The 18,288-nt window shown below is 59.3% G+C and carries 20 protein-coding genes; 12 read left to right on the plus strand and 8 right to left on the minus strand.

Going from position 1 to position 18,288, the window contains the following annotated elements:
- Positions 1 to 17 precede the first annotated feature (17 nt).
- From H7H48_RS16625 to H7H48_RS16635, 3 genes are all read right to left on the minus strand, one after another.
- Entirely contained in the window at positions 18 to 650 is a 633-nt protein-coding gene (locus tag H7H48_RS16625; RefSeq protein WP_229450177.1) for a TadE/TadG family type IV pilus assembly protein, read from the minus strand.
- 32 nt (positions 651 to 682) lie between these two features.
- On the minus strand, positions 683 to 1,231 hold the full coding sequence (locus H7H48_RS16630) for a TadE/TadG family type IV pilus assembly protein (protein ID WP_229450178.1): 549 nt from the start codon (positions 1,229 to 1,231) through the stop codon (positions 683 to 685).
- 159 nt (positions 1,232 to 1,390) lie between these two features.
- A complete protein-coding gene (locus H7H48_RS16635; protein WP_255664031.1) occupies positions 1,391 to 1,831 on the minus strand; it encodes a pilus assembly protein N-terminal domain-containing protein in 441 nt (146 codons plus the stop codon).
- A gap of 312 nt (positions 1,832 to 2,143) precedes the next feature.
- On the opposite strand from H7H48_RS16635, the gene H7H48_RS16640 reads away from it, so the two are divergent.
- The 9 genes from H7H48_RS16640 to H7H48_RS16680 all read left to right on the plus strand — a co-directional run bounded on the left by H7H48_RS16640 (position 2,144) and on the right by H7H48_RS16680 (position 11,247).
- Positions 2,144 to 2,314 (plus strand): Flp family type IVb pilin, encoded by a 171-nt coding sequence (locus H7H48_RS16640; RefSeq protein ID WP_223019311.1) that lies wholly within the window; start codon positions 2,144 to 2,146, stop codon positions 2,312 to 2,314.
- A gap of 143 nt (positions 2,315 to 2,457) precedes the next feature.
- Positions 2,458 to 2,979 (plus strand): prepilin peptidase, encoded by a 522-nt coding sequence (locus tag H7H48_RS16645; protein ID WP_229450179.1) that lies wholly within the window; start codon positions 2,458 to 2,460, stop codon positions 2,977 to 2,979.
- 225 nt (positions 2,980 to 3,204) lie between these two features.
- The gene (gene cpaB, locus H7H48_RS16650; protein WP_229450180.1) at positions 3,205 to 4,020 is read left to right on the plus strand and encodes a Flp pilus assembly protein CpaB; all 816 of its coding nucleotides are present in this window, start codon (positions 3,205 to 3,207) and stop codon (positions 4,018 to 4,020) included.
- 47 nt (positions 4,021 to 4,067) lie between these two features.
- Entirely contained in the window at positions 4,068 to 5,609 is a 1,542-nt protein-coding gene (locus H7H48_RS16655; protein ID WP_370633423.1) for a type II and III secretion system protein family protein, read from the plus strand.
- 29 nt (positions 5,610 to 5,638) lie between these two features.
- A complete protein-coding gene (locus tag H7H48_RS16660) occupies positions 5,639 to 6,367 on the plus strand; it encodes a CpaD family pilus assembly lipoprotein (RefSeq protein WP_229450181.1) in 729 nt (242 codons plus the stop codon).
- 14 nt (positions 6,368 to 6,381) lie between these two features.
- Positions 6,382 to 7,662 (plus strand): CpaE family protein, encoded by a 1,281-nt coding sequence (locus tag H7H48_RS16665; RefSeq protein ID WP_229450182.1) that lies wholly within the window; start codon positions 6,382 to 6,384, stop codon positions 7,660 to 7,662.
- A gap of 19 nt (positions 7,663 to 7,681) precedes the next feature.
- Positions 7,682 to 9,199 carry a CpaF family protein gene (locus H7H48_RS16670; protein WP_229450183.1) on the plus strand — a complete coding sequence of 506 codons (1,518 nt, stop codon included), beginning with the start codon at positions 7,682 to 7,684 and terminating at the stop codon, positions 9,197 to 9,199.
- Positions 9,200 to 9,240: 41 nt separating this feature from the next.
- Positions 9,241 to 10,254 (plus strand): type II secretion system F family protein, encoded by a 1,014-nt coding sequence (locus tag H7H48_RS16675; RefSeq protein ID WP_229450184.1) that lies wholly within the window; start codon positions 9,241 to 9,243, stop codon positions 10,252 to 10,254.
- A gap of 3 nt (positions 10,255 to 10,257) precedes the next feature.
- Positions 10,258 to 11,247, plus strand: coding sequence for a type II secretion system F family protein (locus H7H48_RS16680; protein WP_229450185.1), 990 nt, complete (start codon positions 10,258 to 10,260; stop codon positions 11,245 to 11,247).
- Between the two features lie 60 nt (positions 11,248 to 11,307).
- On the opposite strand, the gene H7H48_RS16685 is transcribed toward H7H48_RS16680, so the two are convergent.
- Positions 11,308 to 12,132, minus strand: a complete 825-nt coding sequence (locus tag H7H48_RS16685; protein ID WP_229450186.1) for a tetratricopeptide repeat protein — start codon at positions 12,130 to 12,132, stop codon at positions 11,308 to 11,310.
- A gap of 121 nt (positions 12,133 to 12,253) precedes the next feature.
- Between H7H48_RS16685 and H7H48_RS16690 the strand changes: the two genes are divergently transcribed.
- From H7H48_RS16690 to H7H48_RS16700, 3 genes are all read left to right on the plus strand, one after another.
- Positions 12,254 to 13,633 carry a M17 family metallopeptidase gene (locus H7H48_RS16690; RefSeq protein WP_229450187.1) on the plus strand — a complete coding sequence of 460 codons (1,380 nt, stop codon included), beginning with the start codon at positions 12,254 to 12,256 and terminating at the stop codon, positions 13,631 to 13,633.
- Positions 13,634 to 13,729: 96 nt separating this feature from the next.
- On the plus strand, positions 13,730 to 14,080 hold the full coding sequence (locus H7H48_RS16695; protein ID WP_229450188.1) for a MarR family winged helix-turn-helix transcriptional regulator: 351 nt from the start codon (positions 13,730 to 13,732) through the stop codon (positions 14,078 to 14,080).
- A complete protein-coding gene (locus H7H48_RS16700; protein ID WP_229450189.1) occupies positions 14,077 to 14,931 on the plus strand; it encodes an NlpC/P60 family protein in 855 nt (284 codons plus the stop codon). Before H7H48_RS16695 ends, H7H48_RS16700 begins: the two co-directional genes overlap by 4 nt.
- Here the strand turns inward: H7H48_RS16700 and H7H48_RS16705 are convergent.
- The 4 genes from H7H48_RS16705 to H7H48_RS16720 are packed head-to-tail and all read right to left on the minus strand — an operon-like array spanning position 14,928 to position 18,269.
- Positions 14,928 to 15,878 carry a glyoxylate/hydroxypyruvate reductase A gene (locus tag H7H48_RS16705; protein WP_229450190.1) on the minus strand — a complete coding sequence of 317 codons (951 nt, stop codon included), beginning with the start codon at positions 15,876 to 15,878 and terminating at the stop codon, positions 14,928 to 14,930. The genes H7H48_RS16700 and H7H48_RS16705 overlap by 4 nt on opposite strands.
- Before the next feature lie 17 nt (positions 15,879 to 15,895).
- On the minus strand, positions 15,896 to 17,527 hold the full coding sequence (locus tag H7H48_RS16710) for an ABC transporter ATP-binding protein (protein WP_229450191.1): 1,632 nt from the start codon (positions 17,525 to 17,527) through the stop codon (positions 15,896 to 15,898).
- On the minus strand, positions 17,524 to 18,024 hold the full coding sequence (locus H7H48_RS16715) for a PIN domain-containing protein (protein WP_229450192.1): 501 nt from the start codon (positions 18,022 to 18,024) through the stop codon (positions 17,524 to 17,526). Before H7H48_RS16715 ends, H7H48_RS16710 begins: the two co-directional genes overlap by 4 nt.
- The gene (locus H7H48_RS16720; protein ID WP_229450193.1) at positions 18,024 to 18,269 is read right to left on the minus strand and encodes a hypothetical protein; all 246 of its coding nucleotides are present in this window, start codon (positions 18,267 to 18,269) and stop codon (positions 18,024 to 18,026) included. Before H7H48_RS16720 ends, H7H48_RS16715 begins: the two co-directional genes overlap by 1 nt.
- Positions 18,270 to 18,288: the final 19 nt, after the last annotated feature.

Here is an 18,288-nt window from a genome sequence, read left to right on the forward strand (position 1 = left end):
GGGTGATCCCTTACCCGTTAGCAATCGTCGCAGGGCACAGTGCTGCTCATGCGCGGACGAAGGTAGAAACGTTCGCTCATCTGCAGATTGTCGAGACCAGCCATTGCCGTCAGACCGGTCGTTTTGGTGCCGTCCTTCGACCAGGCGAGAATGGGTTTATACCCGAGCGCAGCGGTCGCACGGATGTAGAAAGCCCCCTTGATGTTCAGTTCGGCGGGCAGTGTGGTGGTGCTGCCCTTGGGCAGACCGGTGGATGCGGTTCCATTTTTGAGTTCACGCGACCAGACAACCTTGATCTTCGGGGTGGTCTCGTCGGTGACCTGGATCGCGGTGAGCGTCATGGTCGGCATCGTACGATTGTAGGGCTTCAGAATGGCGCTACCGATCTTCATCACGGCATCGATCTCACTGGCTGTGATCGATGGCTGTTGCGCGACAAGGTCACCCGCCATGTTGGCAGCGCGACTGAGCTTCTTGTTGACGTCGATTGCCTGACTGAACTCCAAGGTCAGAAAGTACATCGCAAAGAGGATGGGCGCGATGATGGCGAATTCGATTGCAGCAACGCCCCGCTTGTTGCGCGCGAAGGCCCCCAGAGTGGATAAGAATCCGCCCCGTATGGCGCCCGTTGTTTTGTGATTGATTGTCATTGCCTGGTCCCCCAACGACCTATTGCCAACAGTTAGAACGGCTCGTTTTGCCAGGTGTTCGATGAGAAAAGCAGAAGCTTGCCGTCAGGAAGCCGATCTGCCAGCAGGTTTGTTACCACCGGCCAGCGGTAGTAGACGCGCATCATGTTCTTCGTGAGTGCCGGACCCAGATCGGTTTTCGTATCGATGCTTCCGTCGTCATTGAAGCCGAGGCTCGATTTGGCGGCGTCTTCGAATGTGTCGAATTGCCTTAGATCGACTTCGAGCCCAGGACAGGTCTCCGACATCAGTATGGACATGCGGTCGCACAGCAGGTCGCGCAGTTTCGTCTCGTTCAATTCGCTGGCTCGTACCTGGCCGGTACGAAACAACCGAGCAACGTCGTCCGTTGCGTTGGCAAGCAATTGCTGCGCTGCAAAGCCTATGCAGGCCTCCAGGATCACGAAGATCAGGAAAAAGAACGGAAGACCGAGAAAGGCAACCTCGATGGCTGCCACGCCTTCCTCGTTCTTGATAAAACGGCCCAGCACACGGCGCCGATTTGGCGCGCTGCGCGCTTTGCCTTTTGTCTGATCGCCCATAACCGACCCCTGAAGTGTGCGTTGTCAGGGAGGACTATAACCAGCCCCGGTTGCATTCCGGTTTTGACGGCAGGTCAAATTGCAGAGTTTTTGTTTACGCTCTGCAAACCTTCTCCCGGACTGGTCCGAGCGCTCATCAAGCCCGCATCGTCGTGCGCCCTATTGGTTGGCGCTGATCTCGGCTTCCGAGGCCCGCTCAGCGTCGGTCTTGTAGGAACTCTCGCAGTAGGGGGTGCAGGAAAGCGTCTGGACATTGGCACGGCGGTAAATGCGCACGGAACTGGCCGACTGCCGGCTGACCATAACCTGTTCGTCGACGATCGGCTGGCCGTCGATGTCGAGTACGACGAGATTGGTCACGCCGAAACCCTTCCCCGTGAGAACGATGGTGGTCGCGTCCTGCACGGCTGCGTCAGCGATTTCGGGGTTGCCGATCACGATCGTGTCGGCTTCACGCGCGAGTTTGACGATTTTCGCCTGGTTCATCACAACTTCGATGGCTGCCTCGTTTGCCGAAGTTATTCCCGGCAGCGCAATCAGACCAGCGGTCAGGAACACTATTTTCAAGGCAGTTCCGGTTTTGGAAAATACGGCGCGCATCACCCTGCTCCCCACGTCAAGCTGAAGAGAGTATGAACCTGATTGGTGAACCAAGGGTTAAGTGCCCGCTGAGCGAGTGGGAAAGTTCTCGGATTCTCGTTGTTATATATAAAGAGTTCCGGCGAACCATCCGCCGCCGTGTACTTTATGAACGTGTTAACCAACACCCGCGCTTTCAGGCGGCAAGGTTTTGGTAAGGGTGTTTCTTAAGCAGGTTGAAAGAGCTCCCTCGTATGGTCAGGCCATCCGATCAACACAACAAAAAACGTTGACGGTCTTGCTGAACAAAACGCGGAAGAGGAGTTTTCCCAAATGGCTAATCTGTTTGCACGTTTCATGAAAGACGAGTCCGGCGCAACCGCTATCGAGTACGGCCTTCTGGCTGCTCTGATCGCTCTCGGTATCGTTGCTGGCGCCACTGCACTCGGCGGCAAGCTGAGCGACACCTTCCAGGGCATCGCAGACGACCTGCCGGGCAACTAAGAACGTCCGACTGGATTGTTCCAGAGATTGGGGCCGCTTCTCTACTGGAGGAGCGGCCTTTGTCGTTTCGCGTCACAAATCGTCAATTCATCAAGTTTTAAGCGGCGATCGGGATAATCCAAGGGAAACTGAGGTGTCATGGCATGCTTGAAGCAATCGTTCTTGTGGTGTTTCCCTTCTGTATGGTTTTTGCCGCGGTCTCGGACCTGCTGTCCATGACCATAGCGAACCGTGTGTCCGTGTTGCTTCTTGCCACTTTCGCTATCGCCGCGCCGATGATCGGCATGGACTGGGCACAAATCGGATTGCATCTGGCGGCAGGGGTGCTCGTTTTGGCGGTGACGTTTGCCCTTTTTGCCTTTGGCGGCATGGGTGGCGGAGATGCAAAACTGATGGCAGCCACCGCAATCTGGTTCGGCTTCAGTCCGGTTCTCATACAGTATTTTTTGACCGCAGCGCTGCTGGGTGGTGCTCTCACGCTCCTGATCCTCAAATTCAGGAACTCGTACATAGGCTACGTCTCGGTCAACAACGTCCTGTTGCGGAACCTCGCGGATCACAAGGCGGGAATCCCCTATGGCATCGCGCTGGGCACTGCCGGTCTTTTCGCCTATCCCGAAACGCCGTTTGTTCAATGGGCGCTCGCCAGTCTGGCCGGGGTCTAGCAACCTGACCTGGACATCCAAGGCGGTGTCCTCGGAAACGGCAGAACTTCAAACAGGTCTATACGCCCCGATCTCCGGTCGGGGCGTTTTCGCGTTTCGCAATCCCGGAAAATAGCTCAACTTTGAATTAATCATTTTTGTAAGGTTCGCGTTAACCATAATTTGACGATTGACACTCCATTCTCCGCTTCACGCAACGGAAGTCCGAGTACAAGGGGCGGAGTCATGAGCAAATCCCGGATCGTCATTTTAGGTGTGGCCGTGCTGGCTGCCCTTGGCGCCGGTTATGTCGCCAAAAATCTGACGGCACCGGCTCCGCAGCAGCCCGTCGCAAGCGCGGGGCCAGAAGAGCCGGCGATCGATCTGGTCGATGTTCTCGTCATCGGACAGGATGTCCCGATGGGAACCGAGCTCGGCAGCGCCCTGTCCTGGCAGTCCTGGCCTGCGGACAACATCAACGCCAACATGATCACCAGAAACGATAGCCCCGAGGCGCTGGAAGAGCTGCGCAGTTCCATTGCGCGCGTGGCACTCTATACGGGGGAGCCACTCAGGCGTTCCAAGCTTATCGGCGAGGGGATGAGCTTTATGTCGGCGATCCTGCCTGCGGGCAAACGTGCCGTGGCAACCCAGATTGCTGCTGATACTTCAGCTGGCGGGTTTATCCTTCCCAATGATTACGTCGACGTCATCATGACGCGCCGCTCGCAGGAGAACGGCACCGCGAACGGTTTCATCACCGAGACCATCCTCAAGAACATCAAGGTTCTGGCGATCGATCAGACCATTCAGGAAGACGAAGAGGGACGCCGCGTCAAGGTGGGCGAAACCGCGACACTCGAACTGACGCCTGAGCAGGCGGAGATCATCACGGTTGCGCAGCAGATGGCTGATCGTCTCACGCTTTCACTGCGGGCAATTACCGATACGAACGAAACATCGGAGAATGACGGGTCCTACCTCGTTTCAGGCAGAGGCAGGGGCAACAGCGTCCGTCTGATCAAATCCGGTGAAGTCACCGAAGTGGGGACCCGGAAATGACGAACCGCATGGATGATGCCAGGGCTGTGAAACTGTCGGAGCGGGGTATGGGCAGCACTCTAAAACTGACCGCGCGTCTCCTGTTGGGGTGCGTCACGGTGTTGGCCGCACAAGCCGCTCTGCTGGATGGCGCGGCCTTTGCCCAACAGAATGTTGTAAAGGCGCGTGGCGGCCCCAGCGTGAACCAGCGGGTAAAGCTCGGTCTCAACAAGTCGCTTGTGCTCGACCTGCCGAGCGACGCCTACGACATTCTGGTTGCAAATCCGTCGGTCGCCGACGCCGTGACCCGCACCGCACGGCGCATCTATCTGTTCGGCAAGCAGGTGGGCGAGACCAACATCTTTGTGTTTGGCGCCAATGGCGAGCAGATCGCAAGTCTGGACCTTGCGGTGGAACGAGATGTCGCCGGCCTTGAAGAGTATCTCAAGCGTTTCATTCCCAACTCCGATATCGATGTGGAGTTGATAAACGACAACGTGGTCCTCACCGGAACGGTTGAAACACCGCTGGACGCCGCTCGCGCCGCGCAACTTGCGCAGATCTTCGTTACCGGCGGTGAGGCCACGACCGGTCAATACTCGCAAAGCGCGGCCGCACCCACCGATGGCGGCGGCGTGGCGATCAACAACCCGGATCAGAAGCGCCAGACGAGCCGGATCGTGAACATGATCCAGATCATTGGCGAAGACCAGGTCACGCTCAAAGTCACGGTGGCCGAGGTCAGCCGCTCCGTCATGAAACAGCTTGGCGTGAACATGATCGGCTCGGGCAGTGCCGACGGGATCTCCTGGGGCGCTGTGGTGGACAATGCCTTCGGGCTCGGCAAGCCGCTTTCCCCCACACAGTTTTCGGTCGGCGGATCGCTTATTGACGCCTATATCAATGCCATGGAGCAGGCGGGCGTGATGAAGACGCTGGCCGAGCCGGCGCTGACAGCAGTCTCCGGCGAAAAAGCCACTTTCCGCGTCGGTGGCGAATTCAACATCGTCACCTCGCAGGAAATCGATCCCGATACGAACGCGTTGAAATACGAGGTCGAAAAGATCGATTATGGCATTGGTCTGGAGTTCCTTCCGACAGTTCTTTCTGCCGGCCGCATCAGCCTGAAGATCCGCACTCAGGTTTCCGAACCCACCATGCAGGGATCCCAGACCTTCTTCTCTGGTTTGGGACGCGGCCAGCGCTACCGCAACGCTTCGAGCATGAACGCGATCTCGATCCGCAAGCGTTTGGCGGACACCACGGTCGAGCTGCCGTCCGGCGGATCGATGATGATCGCCGGCCTTGTACAGGACGACGTCCGCCAGGCGTTCAATGGGGTTCCCGGACTGTCTAAGGTCCCCGTCCTTGGCGCCTTGTTCCGAAGCCGGGATTTCGTTCGCAATGAAACGGAACTGGTGATCATCGTAACGCCGTATCTTTCCAAGCCGACGGCCCGCAACGCATTGGCGAAGCCGGACGACAATTTCACACCCGCCAGCGATGGCGCGGGAATGTTCCTTGGCCGGGTCAACCGCGTCTATGGAACCATGAAAACCAACCTGCCCAATGGCCGCTATCACGGCGTTGTCGGCTACATCTACAAATGAGCTGGGGAAGGGTTATGCCGGGGGTGGTCATGATGAAGAACACGACACGGAACGCATATCGGGCCAGGCTCGCCGGCACGGCAATTGTTATCTGCGCGGCTGTAGCCATGGCCGGCTGCGCCGCAAAGCGGGACTCGGTCATTGTGGGTTCCATACCGGATGACTATCGCACCAATCACCCGATCGTCATCTCGGAGAAGGCGCAGGAAATCGATCTGCCGATTGCCGCTTCAGCGCGTAAGATGACACGGGACCAGATGGGCACACTGGCAGGTTTCATGAATGGATATGACCGCCGCTCCGGCGGCACGGTTTCCGTGCTTGTGCCGTCGGGTTCCGTCAACGAGCTGGGCGCCTCCAACGTTGCGTCTCAGATCACCCGTTTGCTTCAGAAGCAGGGGGTTCCGCCGGAAAATATATCGGTGATCTCCTATCAGGCGCTTGCGCCGGACACGGCCCCGCCGATCCGGGTCTCCTATCCTGTCGTCAAGGCTTCCACCACGCCGTGTGGCCGTTGGCCGGAAGACATGCTGGAAACGACAGATAACAAGCACTACGCGAATTTCGGCTGTTCCTTTCAAAACAACCTCGCCGCACAGGTCGCCAACCCCAATGATTTCCTTGGGCCGCGCAAGCAGGGCGAAATCGATGCCGAGAACCGAATGGGCGTGATCGACAAGTATCGTGGCGCTGAGAGCATTTATAAACCTGGCCAGGTGTCCGAAGACTTCCGGGCCACCAGAGAGATCGCGTACTAGGCGAGGGGCATGACATGAGCAATCTGGCCTATGAAACGGACCACGAGGATCTCGCTCCCGAGGATGGCGCGTCGCCAGCGCTTCAGAAGTTGCGGCCGATCCCGAGGATCTCGATCCAGGCATTCTGTGAGACGGACAGCGTTGCCAATCCGATCGAGCGGGCAGGCGAAGACCGCCGCATGGCGAAAACCCATCTCAAGGTGCACATGGGTGGTGTCGCGACGGCCGTTGAGTTTTATCAGACAGCGGCGACGCCGAACCTGGTTATTGTAGAATCCTCCAGCGAGCCGCGAGAATTGCTTGCCTCGCTGGAGCAGTTGGCGACGGTCTGCGACCCCTCCACGAAAGTCATCATCATCGGTCACTACAACGATGTCTGGCTGTATCGGGAGCTGATCCGAGCAGGCATTTCCGAATATGTGGTCGCGCCGATCTCGATGGCGGACATTGTCAGCGTGATCGCGAACATCTTTGTCGATCCAGAAGCCGAGCCGCTTGGACACTCCATTGCGTTTATCGGTGCAAAGGGTGGGGTTGGTTCGTCCACCGTAGCCCACAATGTGGCGTGGTCGATTTCCAACCTGTTCGAGAACGAAGTCGTGGTCGCCGATTTGGATCTGCCTTTCGGCACGGCCAACATCAACTTTGATCAGGATCCTGCACAGGGCATCGCTGAAGCGGTGTTTTCGCCTGAGCGCATCGATGAGGTCTATCTGGATCGCTTGCTCGCCCAGTGTGCGGAAAGACTCTCCCTCCTGGCGGCGCCCTCGACACTCGACCGCGTGTATGATTTCGATCCCGAGGCTTTCGCGCAGATCATCGACACCACGCAACGCACGGCGCCGGTCCTGGTTCTCGATGTGCCGCATGCCTGGAATGGCTGGACGAAGACAACCCTGGCGCAGGCGGACGAGATCGTCATCACGGCCACGCCCGATCTCGCCAATCTGCGCAATACGAAGAACCTGATCGACACGCTGAAGAAGCTGCGGCCCAACGACAAGCCGCCCGTTCTTCTGCTCAATCAGGCCGGCATCCCGAAGCGGCCCGAGATATCGCTGGAAGACTTTGCCGAACCGCTTGGCGTGACGCCGGCCGCGACCATTCCCTTCGAGCCGCAGCTGTTTGGCAATGCGGCCAACAACGGTCGCATGCTCGGCGAAATGGACGCCAACAGCCCGATTGTCGAGACAATCAATGAACTCGCCCATGTGCTGACGGGTCGGCGTGATGTGAAGCCGAAGAAGAAGAGTGGCTTGTCCGGCATCCTGGGCAGGTTGAAACGCAAAAGCTGATACGGATTGGTAGCGTCAGATGTTCGGAAAGAGAGGGGCAGGCGTCCCGCATACCACAGCGCCGCACACCGAAACCCCGAAAACCTTTTCGGGCGGCACCGACGTATTGACGCCGGAACGGCCAGCTCCCGCGAGCCTGCAGAACACGGCGCCAGCGCCGCAGGAACCACCTCGGCCGCGTGTGGAGGCCCCCAGACCCACTCCATCCGCGCCACCCCCGCCGGCACGATCGCCTCAGCCCCCCCGCGTGCGCAGCGAATCTTATTACGACACCAAGAGCCAGGTGTTCTCGGCGCTGATCGAGACCATCGATCTCTCGCAACTCGCCAATCTCGATCCTGATAGCGCGCGCGAGGAAATCCGCGACATCGTCAACGATATCATCGCGATCAAGAATTTCGCGATGTCCATCTCCGAGCAGGAAGAACTGCTCGAGGACATCTGCAACGATGTGTTGGGTTATGGTCCGCTCGAGCCGCTCCTGGCGCGAGACGATATCGCCGACATCATGGTCAACGGTGCCGAGCATGTTTACATCGAGGTGAACGGTAAGGTCGAACAGACCGGCGTACGCTTTCGCGACAACCAGCAGCTGCTCAACATCTGCCAGCGCATCGTCAGCCAGGTCGGCCGCCGCGTCGATGAATCAAGCCCGATCTGCGATGCGCGCCTGCCCGATGGTTCGCGTGTCAACGTCATCGCACCGCCACTTGCCATTGACGGCGCGTCGCTGACCATTCGTAAGTTCAAGAAGGACAAGCTGACGCTCGATCAGCTTGTGCGCTTCGGAGCCATCTCGCCGGAAGGCGCCGAGATTTTGAAGATCATCGGTCGCGTCCGCTGCAACGTTTTGATCTCGGGCGGCACGGGTTCGGGCAAGACGACGCTGCTGAACTGTCTGACCAGTTTCATTGATCTCGACGAGCGCATCATCACTTGCGAGGATTCCGCGGAGCTGCAGCTGCAGCAGCCGCATGTGGTCAGGCTAGAAACGCGCCCTCCCAACCTCGAAGGCGAGGGCGAGGTCACCATGCGCGACCTCGTACGCAACTGTCTGCGCATGCGCCCTGAGCGCATCATCGTGGGCGAGGTGCGCGGTCCAGAAGTCTTCGACCTGCTGCAGGCGATGAACACGGGCCATGACGGTTCGATGGGCACCATCCACTCCAACAATCCGCGCGAGTGTCTCAATCGTATCGAATCCATGGTTGCCATGGGCGGTTTCACGCTGCCGCAGAAAACGGTGCGCGAAATCATCGTCGGCTCGGTCGACGTCATTATCCAGGCAACGCGTCTGCGCGATGGCTCGCGCCGCATCACGCACGTCACCGAGGTGATCGGGATGGAAGGCGATGTGATCATCACGCAGGACCTCGTTCTCTATGACATGAAGGGCGAGGACGCGAACGGCAAGATCATTGGCGAGCACGTGTCGACCGGTATTGCACGGCCGCATTTCTGGGATCGTGCCCGGTATTATGGTGAAGAGCAGCGTCTGGCGAATGCGCTGGAAGCGATGGAACGGAAGACCGACTAACGTGCCGGTGGCTTTCTGTTCCGGTTTGGGCAGGTAAATCCATGTTTGGAATGGACATCACACTGATTGCGTTTGTTCTACTGGCCGGCTGCAGTGCCGGGGCGGTGGCTTATGCGCTGATGTTCAACAACATCACGGCAGAGAAAAAAGTCGGGCGCCGGCTGGACTCCGTCAAGCGGGCGCAGACTGATCAGGTCTCCATCAAAGCCTCGCGTGACCGTGTTGCCGAAACGGCGAAGCGCCGCAAATCCATTCAGGACTCGCTGAAGGATCTGGAAGAGCGGCAGAAGAAACGCGACAGCAGGGTTCGCAAGCCCCCGCTCAAGATGCAGCTCAAACAGGCTGGGATGAATGTGACACCGGAGCGGTTCTACATCATTTCGGCCATCTGCGGGTTGGTGTTCACCCTGGCGGTTTTCGTCATGGGTGCTCCGCTGCTTGTGCTGCCGGGGGCCTTGATTGTCGGGGCGCTGGGCTTGCCGCGCTGGTTTGTGTCCTGGCGCCGCCGTGGTCGCGTGAAGGCGTTTCTGAACGAGTTTCCAAATTCGCTCGATGTGATCGTCCGTGCTGTAAAGTCGGGCTTGCCGATCAATGATGGCATACGCTTGATCGCCAGTGAGGCTCAGGAACCTGTGCGCACCGAGTTTCGCCGGATCGTGGAAGCCCAGCAAATGGGCGTTTCAACACCGGAGGCTTGCGTACGCATGGGCGAAACGATGCCGTGTCCGGAAGCGAACTTCTTTGGCATTGTCATTCAGATTCAGTCTCAGGCGGGCGGCAATCTCTCCGAAGCACTGTCAAACCTGTCTCGCGTTCTCCGCAACCGCAAGAAAATGAAGGCGAAGGTGCAGGCGCTGTCGATGGAGGCCAAGGCATCGGCCGTAATCATCGGGGCTCTGCCTTTCGTCGTCGCTTTCCTCGTCTACCTAACCAGCCCGAGCTACATCATCCCGCTCTTTACCACCAGCGCGGGGCATCTGATTCTCGGCTTCGCTGCCATGTGGATGACGATCGGCATTCTCGTGATGCGGAACATGATCAATTTCGAGGTTTAGACAATGCCTTCAAACGTCATCGGAAGTATTATCGAACCGAGTTTCCTGATCGCGCTTCTGGTCGCGGTGGCGGTTTTTGCCACTCTTTTCACGCTCCTGCCGGCTTTCGGCGGCGACCCGCTGAAAGCGCGCATGAAAAGTGTCGCGCTTGAGCGCGAGGAATTGCGGGCGCGGCAGCGCGCGCGTCTTGCCGCCGAAGCTGACAAGCGTCGCCGGGGCCTGCGCGAGCATCAGTCGGAAGGCATGCGCGCCATCGTCGACCGGCTCGATCTGCGCCGTGCGCTGGCCGATGACGCGGCGGTGGCGAAACTGCGCACGGCAGGCTTTCGAGGCCAGAATCCGCTGACGAAGTTTCTCTTCTTCCGGCTTATTCTCCCCTTCGTCACGCTGCTTCTCGCAATCGTCTATATTTTCGTCCTCGGAGGGCTTCCCGAACAGCCCTTGTTCGTGAAGCTTTTCGTTTGTGTTATTGCTGCCTATGCAGGCTTTTACGCACCTGTGCTCTATGTCAGCAATCTGGCTTCGAAGCGAAAGAAGTCGATCCAGATCGCGTGGCCCGACGCCCTTGATCTGATGTTGATCTGCGTTGAATCGGGCATGTCCATCGAAGCGGCTTTTCGGCGCGTGGCAGACGAGATCGGCATTCAGTCGGTCCCGTTGGCCGAGGAGCTGGTGCTGACGAATGCGGAACTCTCCTTCCTCCAGGAACGTCGTCAGGCCTACGAGAACTTTGCTTCTCGTACAGGGCTCGAAACGGTGAAGAGCGTTACGCAGGCTTTGATCCAGGCCGAGCGCTACGGCACGCCGGTGAGCCATGCCCTTCGGGTGCTTGCAGACGAAAGCCGGGAAATGCGGATGAACGAGGCGGAAAAGAAGGCTGCGGCTCTACCGCCGAAACTCACCGTTCCCATGATCCTCTTCTTCATTCCCGTTCTGTTTGCCGTAATTCTCGGGCCGGCAGGCATCCAGATCAAGCAACAGGGGCTGTTCTAAGCGCACCAAAAAGGCCGCTCGAAGCGGCCTTTTTAATTCTGTTCTCATTTGAAAGCGTTGCTACTGGCGCTTCTTTTTTTCGTCGTCCGAGATCTGGCTCCACGCATTCTGCTGCGCGAGCATGGAACGAAGATATGCAACATTGGCCTCGGCCTGCTCGGGCGAAAGCTCCTGCCGAGCCAGCTGTTCTGCTTCGTCAAAACGCCCCTGAAGCCCGACGACGAGCGCCAGGTTCTGCCGTACACGGCTGTCGGCACCGGAAGCCTGTACGGCTTGGCGCATATAGTGCTCGGCTGATTTCAGGTCACCTTCAAGCAGATACGACATGCCCATGTTCGAAAGCACGGAGGGTTCACCCGGCTTGAGGTTGAGAGCCTGACGATAAAGCGTCCGGGCTGCATCTTTCTGTCCGAGTTGATCCAGAATAGCACCCTCGGCTGATTGCAGCCGCCAATCGGGGTATTCCGGGGTCTGTGCCCGGCGTACCGCGTCGAGCGCTGGCTGAAGCTCACCGGCGGCAGCCAATGCCTTGCCATAAGCGGCCAGAACGTCGCGGTCCTTGGGGTGGTCGATCGCAAGTTTGCGCATCACCGCGAGAGACTGGTCGACCCGCCCGGTCATCTGAAGGACAGAAGCGTATTGCAGTGCGGTGCCTTTGTCCTTGGTGTTCTGGGTGTAGGCGCGCCCAAGCGAATCGGCGGTGCCCCGCAGCTGCGATTCGCTCATCGCTGCAACATTGGACACCGGCTTGGGCGTACTGCGGCTAATCGAACCGGTTGTGATCCGATCCTTCGCGCAGCCAGCCACTGACACCGCCATGATCAGCGCAATCGCCGTTGTGGTGATCCTGTTTACGGTTGCATTCGTGCGCCGTTCGGTAAACATCTGCGCGCGCCCTCCGGTTGGCTTCGGCCGTTTCCCGGCCCACTCTCACCAGAGAGAAATATTCTGTTAACCCTAACGGAGCGTTAAAACGCGCCGCAAAACGCAAATGAGGAGACACCAAATGCCCGTCACGCTCCTGAACTCGCCAGAGGCTTCATCCTTGCCCGTATACGCGGTAGAGGCGGATGCCCTGGACGCCTGCCAGGCGCCAAAGGCAGCGATCGCCTGGGCGAAGGCAAACGGCTTTTCAGGGGCTGCAGCCACGGTTTTGACGATACCGGGCGAGAGTGGCGCTTTGGCCGGTGCATTTTTCGGGCTTGGCAATTCAGATGCAGCCAACCCGCTGGCTGCCGGAGCGTTGGCACGGCAACTGCCGGAGGGCGATTGGCACTTTGCTGATGTGCCGAAACAGGCGGAACTTGCACTCCTCGGCCTGTTGCTCGGGTCCTATGCATTCACACGCTACGGTAAAAAGCCGCGCAATACACTTCGCTTCCGCGTGCCCGAAGGGGTTGATGCAAGTCGCGTCGAGCGGTTGGCCAACGGCTGCATTCTCGCACGCGATCTCATCAACACGCCTGCAGGCGATATGGGGCCTGATGCGCTTGAAGATGCCACCCGCGCACTCGCCTCGGAACATGGTGCGACGCTCTCAGTGACGCTTGGTGATGACCTTCTCAAGGAAAACCTGCCCATGATCCATGCGGTCGGCCGCGCTGCTGAAGCCGCACCACGTCTCCTCGATCTGAAATGGGGGCGGGAAAATGCGCCCAAGGTCACTCTTGTAGGCAAGGGGGTCTGTTTCGATACAGGCGGTCTCGATCTCAAACCCGCCGCCGGCATGTTGCTCATGAAGAAAGACATGGGCGGCGCCGCGAATGTGCTCGGCCTCGCTTCGATGATCATGGCGGCAAAGCTCGATGTTCGCCTTCGTGTCCTCATCCCGGCAGTGGAGAACGCAGTCGCAGGAAATGCTTTCCGTCCGGGCGATGTGCTGACCAGCCGTAAGGGGCTCACCGTGGAGATCGGAAACACCGATGCCGAAGGGCGGCTGGTGCTTGCTGATGCGATGGCCCTGGCAGATGAGGAGGAACCGGAACTTCTGATAGACATGGCGACGTTGACCGGTGCGGCGCGCGTCGCGCTCGGGCCCGATGTGCCGCCTTTCTACACCGACAATGAGGCGCTTGCAGACGCCTTGGCCCAGGCCTCCGAGAGCGTTGCCGATCCACTCTGGCGCATGCCGCTGTGGAAGCCCTATCTCTCGCGTCTGGATTCTAAAATCGCCGACATCAACAATGTCTCACTCGATGGCTTCGCGGGCTCGCCCATTGCCGGCCTTTTCCTTGGCCGTTTTGTGGAGAAGGCGAAGAGCTGGGCGCATTTCGACATTTATGGCTGGAATCCGGCCGAAAAGCCGTATGCGCCGGTCGGCGGGGAGGCGCAGGGCATCCGCGCCATCGAACGCGTGCTTGTGCAGCGCTACGGAGCTGGAGCCTAGCGAAGAAGCGGCCGGCGCTTGCGCCGGCCTGTCTTTCACGGCATGAATGGAACGGAGCCGAAACGGTTATTCTCTCCCGCAAAGGCAGGCCCTGAAATGTCCATCCAGCTGAGGCCAAGCCAGGCATTGCGTCTTTGGCAGCAGGTCAGCCTCGCCGAGGTTCGCGCCAAGGAACCGGACCTCACCGAGCGCCAGCTTGCCATCCTTCTTACGATCTATCTGGATCCGCCTCCGCACACCGTGCGCGGCCTGGCCGGGAAACTGGATGTCTCCAAACCCGTCATCACCCGCGCCCTCGACACGATGGGCGCGCTCAAACTCGTTTCCCGCCACCGCGACCCGAATGACCGCCGCAATGTCCTGATCAAGCGCACCGTCGAGGGCGCCCTGTTCGTGGAGCGGTTCGGCGATGTGGTGGTGGCAAAATCCGCGGAGCTACCCTTATGACGACACTCGACCGCCGCCTGCACGCCCACCGACCGGATCTTGCCGATGCCCGCTTGGAGGGTAAGGTCGACGCAACCCGTTTCACGGCCGGCACACCCGCCCGCATTGGGACACCCGTTGCCGATGTGCACAGCGCTCCGCGTTCCGACGCAGGCATGGACACCCAGTTCCTCCACGGGGATGCGGTGCGCGTGTTCGAACAGCGCGAAGGCTGGGCCTGGGTGCAGGCAGAACACGATGGTTATGTCGGCTATGTAAGTACGAATGCACTTGCCGACACCGATTTCACGCCCACGCACCGCGTCACCGCCCAGCGCAGTTTTGTCTATCCCGAGCCGGAATTGAAGAAACCCGCAATCGCCGCTCACAGCATGGGCGCCGCTGTCAGCGTGAGCGAGATTGTCGAAAACCGGGGTACGCAATATATGCTTCTCGCATCGGGTGGCGCGATGATTGCTGGCCACCTGCAACCTCTCGCCTCACACCAAGAGGACTACGTTACGGTCGCAGAAATCTTTCTGCACACACCCTATCTGTGGGGTGGAACGAGCGGTTTCGGCATTGATTGTTCCGGTCTGGTGCAGCTTTCCATGCGCATGGCCGGAAAAACCGTGCTCCGCGACACGGACATGCAGGCCGACAGCATCGGCACGCTGATTGATCCTGCCGAGACCGCGGTTCAACGCGGCGATCTCGTTTTCTGGAAGGGCCATGTGGCCATCATGCTCGATCACGAGATGATGCTTCATGCCAACGGCAACACCATGACCGTCGCACGTGAGCCGCTGAGCGATGCCATCGAACGGATTGAACGGTTATACGGTCGTCCAACGCATTACCGTCGCCCTTAATACCCGGCGTTGCGGTCGACGAGGTTTTTCAATGCCTCACCACGCTCAAAGGCGTCCATTTGTTGCAACATGGGAGGCGCCAGATGTGCCGGGTCTGAAGTGGCCGCCGCATGCGGCGTCACGAAAACCCTGGGGTGCGACCACAGGGGGCTTTCCGGTGCCAGCGGTTCGCGCTCGAACACGTCGAGGCTCGCTTCCTTCAGCACGCCCGCTTCAAGCGCCTTGAGGATGTCGATCTCGCGCTGCAGGCCGCCGCGTCCAGCATTGATGAGGCAGGGGCCGCCCAGTGGCCCGTCCTGTCGAAGCCGCGAGAGCAGTGAATAATTGACGATGCCGTGGGTTACGGCTGTCAGTGGCAACAAGACCACCAGGATGTCGGTCGCGTTGAGGAAGGGGGTCAACCCGTCCTCTCCATGAAAGCCCCTGACACCCTCCACGTCCTTGGGTGTACGGCTCCAGCCATTCACCGAAAAACCAATCGCACGCAGTGCCTTCGCGGCGCGTGTGCCGAGCTGACCGAGCCCCATAATGCCGACCGAAACCTCGTTGGCTGGTGGCTGCCGCGGCTCGTGCCAGACCTTCCGGACCTGTTGTTCCCGGTAGACGGAACCCTGCCTGTGATGATCGAGCACACGCCACGTCACATACTCGCACATGTACTGCGTGAGATTGTCCGCCACCACACGCACGATGGGCACATCCGGCGCCTGATCATCGGCGAAGATGTGGTCCACACCCGCGCCGATCGAGAAGATGACTTTCAGGTTCGGCAGTCTGGCAAGTACGCCGGGCTGGTGCTTCCATACCACAGCGTAGTCAATGGAAGGGTCCTCCGTGCCATCAGGCTCCAGAACGACCTCTCGCTCTTTCGAGAGAAGGTCGTACCAGCGTTGAGGATTGAACCCTGTCACGGAAAGAAGGACGCGACCGCGTTCCGGAGTGCTCATCGTTTGCCCCTCGATATTTATTCGCTGACCACGCCTCCGGGCGTGGCTTCGATGTTGAACGCGGCTGCGATCAGCGCGCGTGTGTAGTCGGTTTGTGGCGCATCAAAGATCTGCTCCGCCGGACCGGCCTCCACCACCTTGCCGGCGCGCATGACGATCACCTCATTGGCAAGCGCGCGCACCACTTTCAGGTCATGACTGATAAAGAGATAAGCCAGATTGTGCCGCTTCTGCAAATCACGCAGAAGGTCCACCACCTGCGCCTGTACGCTCATGTCGAGCGCCGAGGTGGGCTCGTCCAGCATCACGAAACGCGGTTTCAGTACCATGGCGCGGGCAATGGCGATACGCTGGCGCTGACCGCCGGAGAATTCGTGCGGATAGCGAAACCGGCTGTCGGGGTCGAGATCGACCTCTTTCAGAACATCGACGACCATCGCGTCGCGTTCCTCGGCCGAGAGGCCAGGCTGGTGAATGCGCAGCCCTTCCTCGATGATTTCGGCGACGGACATGCGCGGGCTGAGCGAACCGTAGGGATCCTGAAACACCACCTGCAAGTCGTGCCTGTAGGGACGCATTTGCCGAAACGAGAGTTGATCGATCTCCGCGCCCGAAAACTGAATATGTCCCTCGGAGCCGATCATGCGGGCAAGCGCCAGGCCGAGTGTCGTCTTGCCGGAGCCCGATTCCCCCACCACACCGAGCGTTTGGCCGGCACGTACTGTCACGTCGACGCCGTCGACACCCTTGATGTAATCCACCGTGCGGCGCAGCAACCCTTTTTTTACAGGGAACCACACCTTGATCTCGTCGCCTTTCATCACGGTTTCTGCAGTCGGATCCGCCTTGGGCGGGCGGCCCTTCGGTTCGGCTTCGATAAGGTGGCGTGTGTAGGCATGTTGTGGGTTGGTGAATATTTCTTCCGTCGGCCCGCTTTCCACGATCTTGCCGTCCGTCATCACGCAGACCCGGTCTGCCACCTTGCGCACGATGCCCAGATCATGGGTGATGAACAGCATCGACATGGATTTCTTGCGCCGCAGATCGGCCAGAAGCTCCAGGATCTGCGCCTGCACTGTCACGTCGAGCGCGGTGGTCGGTTCATCGGCGATCAGGAGGTCGGGCTCGTTGGCGAGCGCCATGGCGATCATCACGCGCTGGCGCTGGCCGCCGGAAAGCTGGTGCGGAAAGGAATCGAGCCGCTTTTCCGAATCGCGAATGCCCACTTGATTGAGCAATTCGAGGGTCCGCTCCCGCGCCGCCTTGTCGCTCATTCCGCGATGCAGTTTCAAGACCTCACCCACCTGGCGCTCGATGGTGTGCAGCGGGTTGAGCGAGGTCATCGGCTCCTGGAAGATCATGGAGATCTCGTTGCCGCGCACCTTGCGCTGTGTCGCTTCATCGGCGGCAAGGATGTCCACCCCATTGTAAAGGATTTCGCCGGAGGGATGGCTCGCCGCGGGATAGGGCAAAAGCCGCAGGACCGAAAGCGCCGAGACAGACTTGCCGGATCCCGATTCACCGACCAGAGCGACGGTCTCGCCGCGCGCGATGTCGAACGAGATATGATCGACCGCAAGTGTCTCCTGAGCCCCTTGCCTGAAGGCAACGGATAGATCGCGGATCGAAAGGAGAGGGGCTGATGTCATGGTCGCGATTCAATGATTGCGCGGAGATTTTCCGCTGTAGGCAGGATGACCGAGAGCTCGGGAGAAAAACGCTCTCCACGCCAGCGATCGTTCTTTAACCGAACCTGGCCGGGTATACGCTTGTCGGCGGTCAGGAAATGGCTGCACTCGAATCCGATCGCCGAAGCGAGATGGATCGCATCGGGCAGCTTCACGGATTTGAACTGTCGGCGCACGAGGGCAGCGCTCCACAGGACCTCCCGTGTAACAGGCCTCACATCCAGCCAGGAATTATCCTCCACGATCCAGTTGTCGTAGAGCTGAATGAGGTCATCATCCTCGTCCCGGTAGGGCCCAACCAGAAGCTCCGCCAGCGCCAGTTCGCTCGTACATAGAAAGCGTTCGCCGCCCTGCATCTGTTTCTCGATCAGATTGTAAAGCAGTGTCTGTATTTCGCCCTGCACTTCGGCGAGTTCGATAAAGATTGCGGTGTCGAGATAGAGCCTGGTGAACTCCATCAATCGTCCCACTCATCGCGCAGCGCCCGAATGCGTCTTGCCGCGTCTTCGCTGGAAACGCGTCGGGTCTGGCGAGCGCGAACGCGCTCGATCTGCGCCAGCAGTTCCTCCGGCGTGCGTGGTGGAGCTTCTCGCTTAACTTCTTCTTCCACGGTCACTTTCACCAAAGCGTCGTGGGGAATGTCCTTGCGCAGCTCCTTGGGCAATTTGGATGCCCTATAGTGATTGACGGTGACCACACCCATTGTCATCTCCTGCATCCAG

The sequence above is a fragment of the Nitratireductor sp. B36 genome, assembly GCF_020833685.1.
In the GTDB taxonomy this organism is placed as follows: Bacteria; Pseudomonadota; Alphaproteobacteria; order Rhizobiales; family Rhizobiaceae; genus Nitratireductor.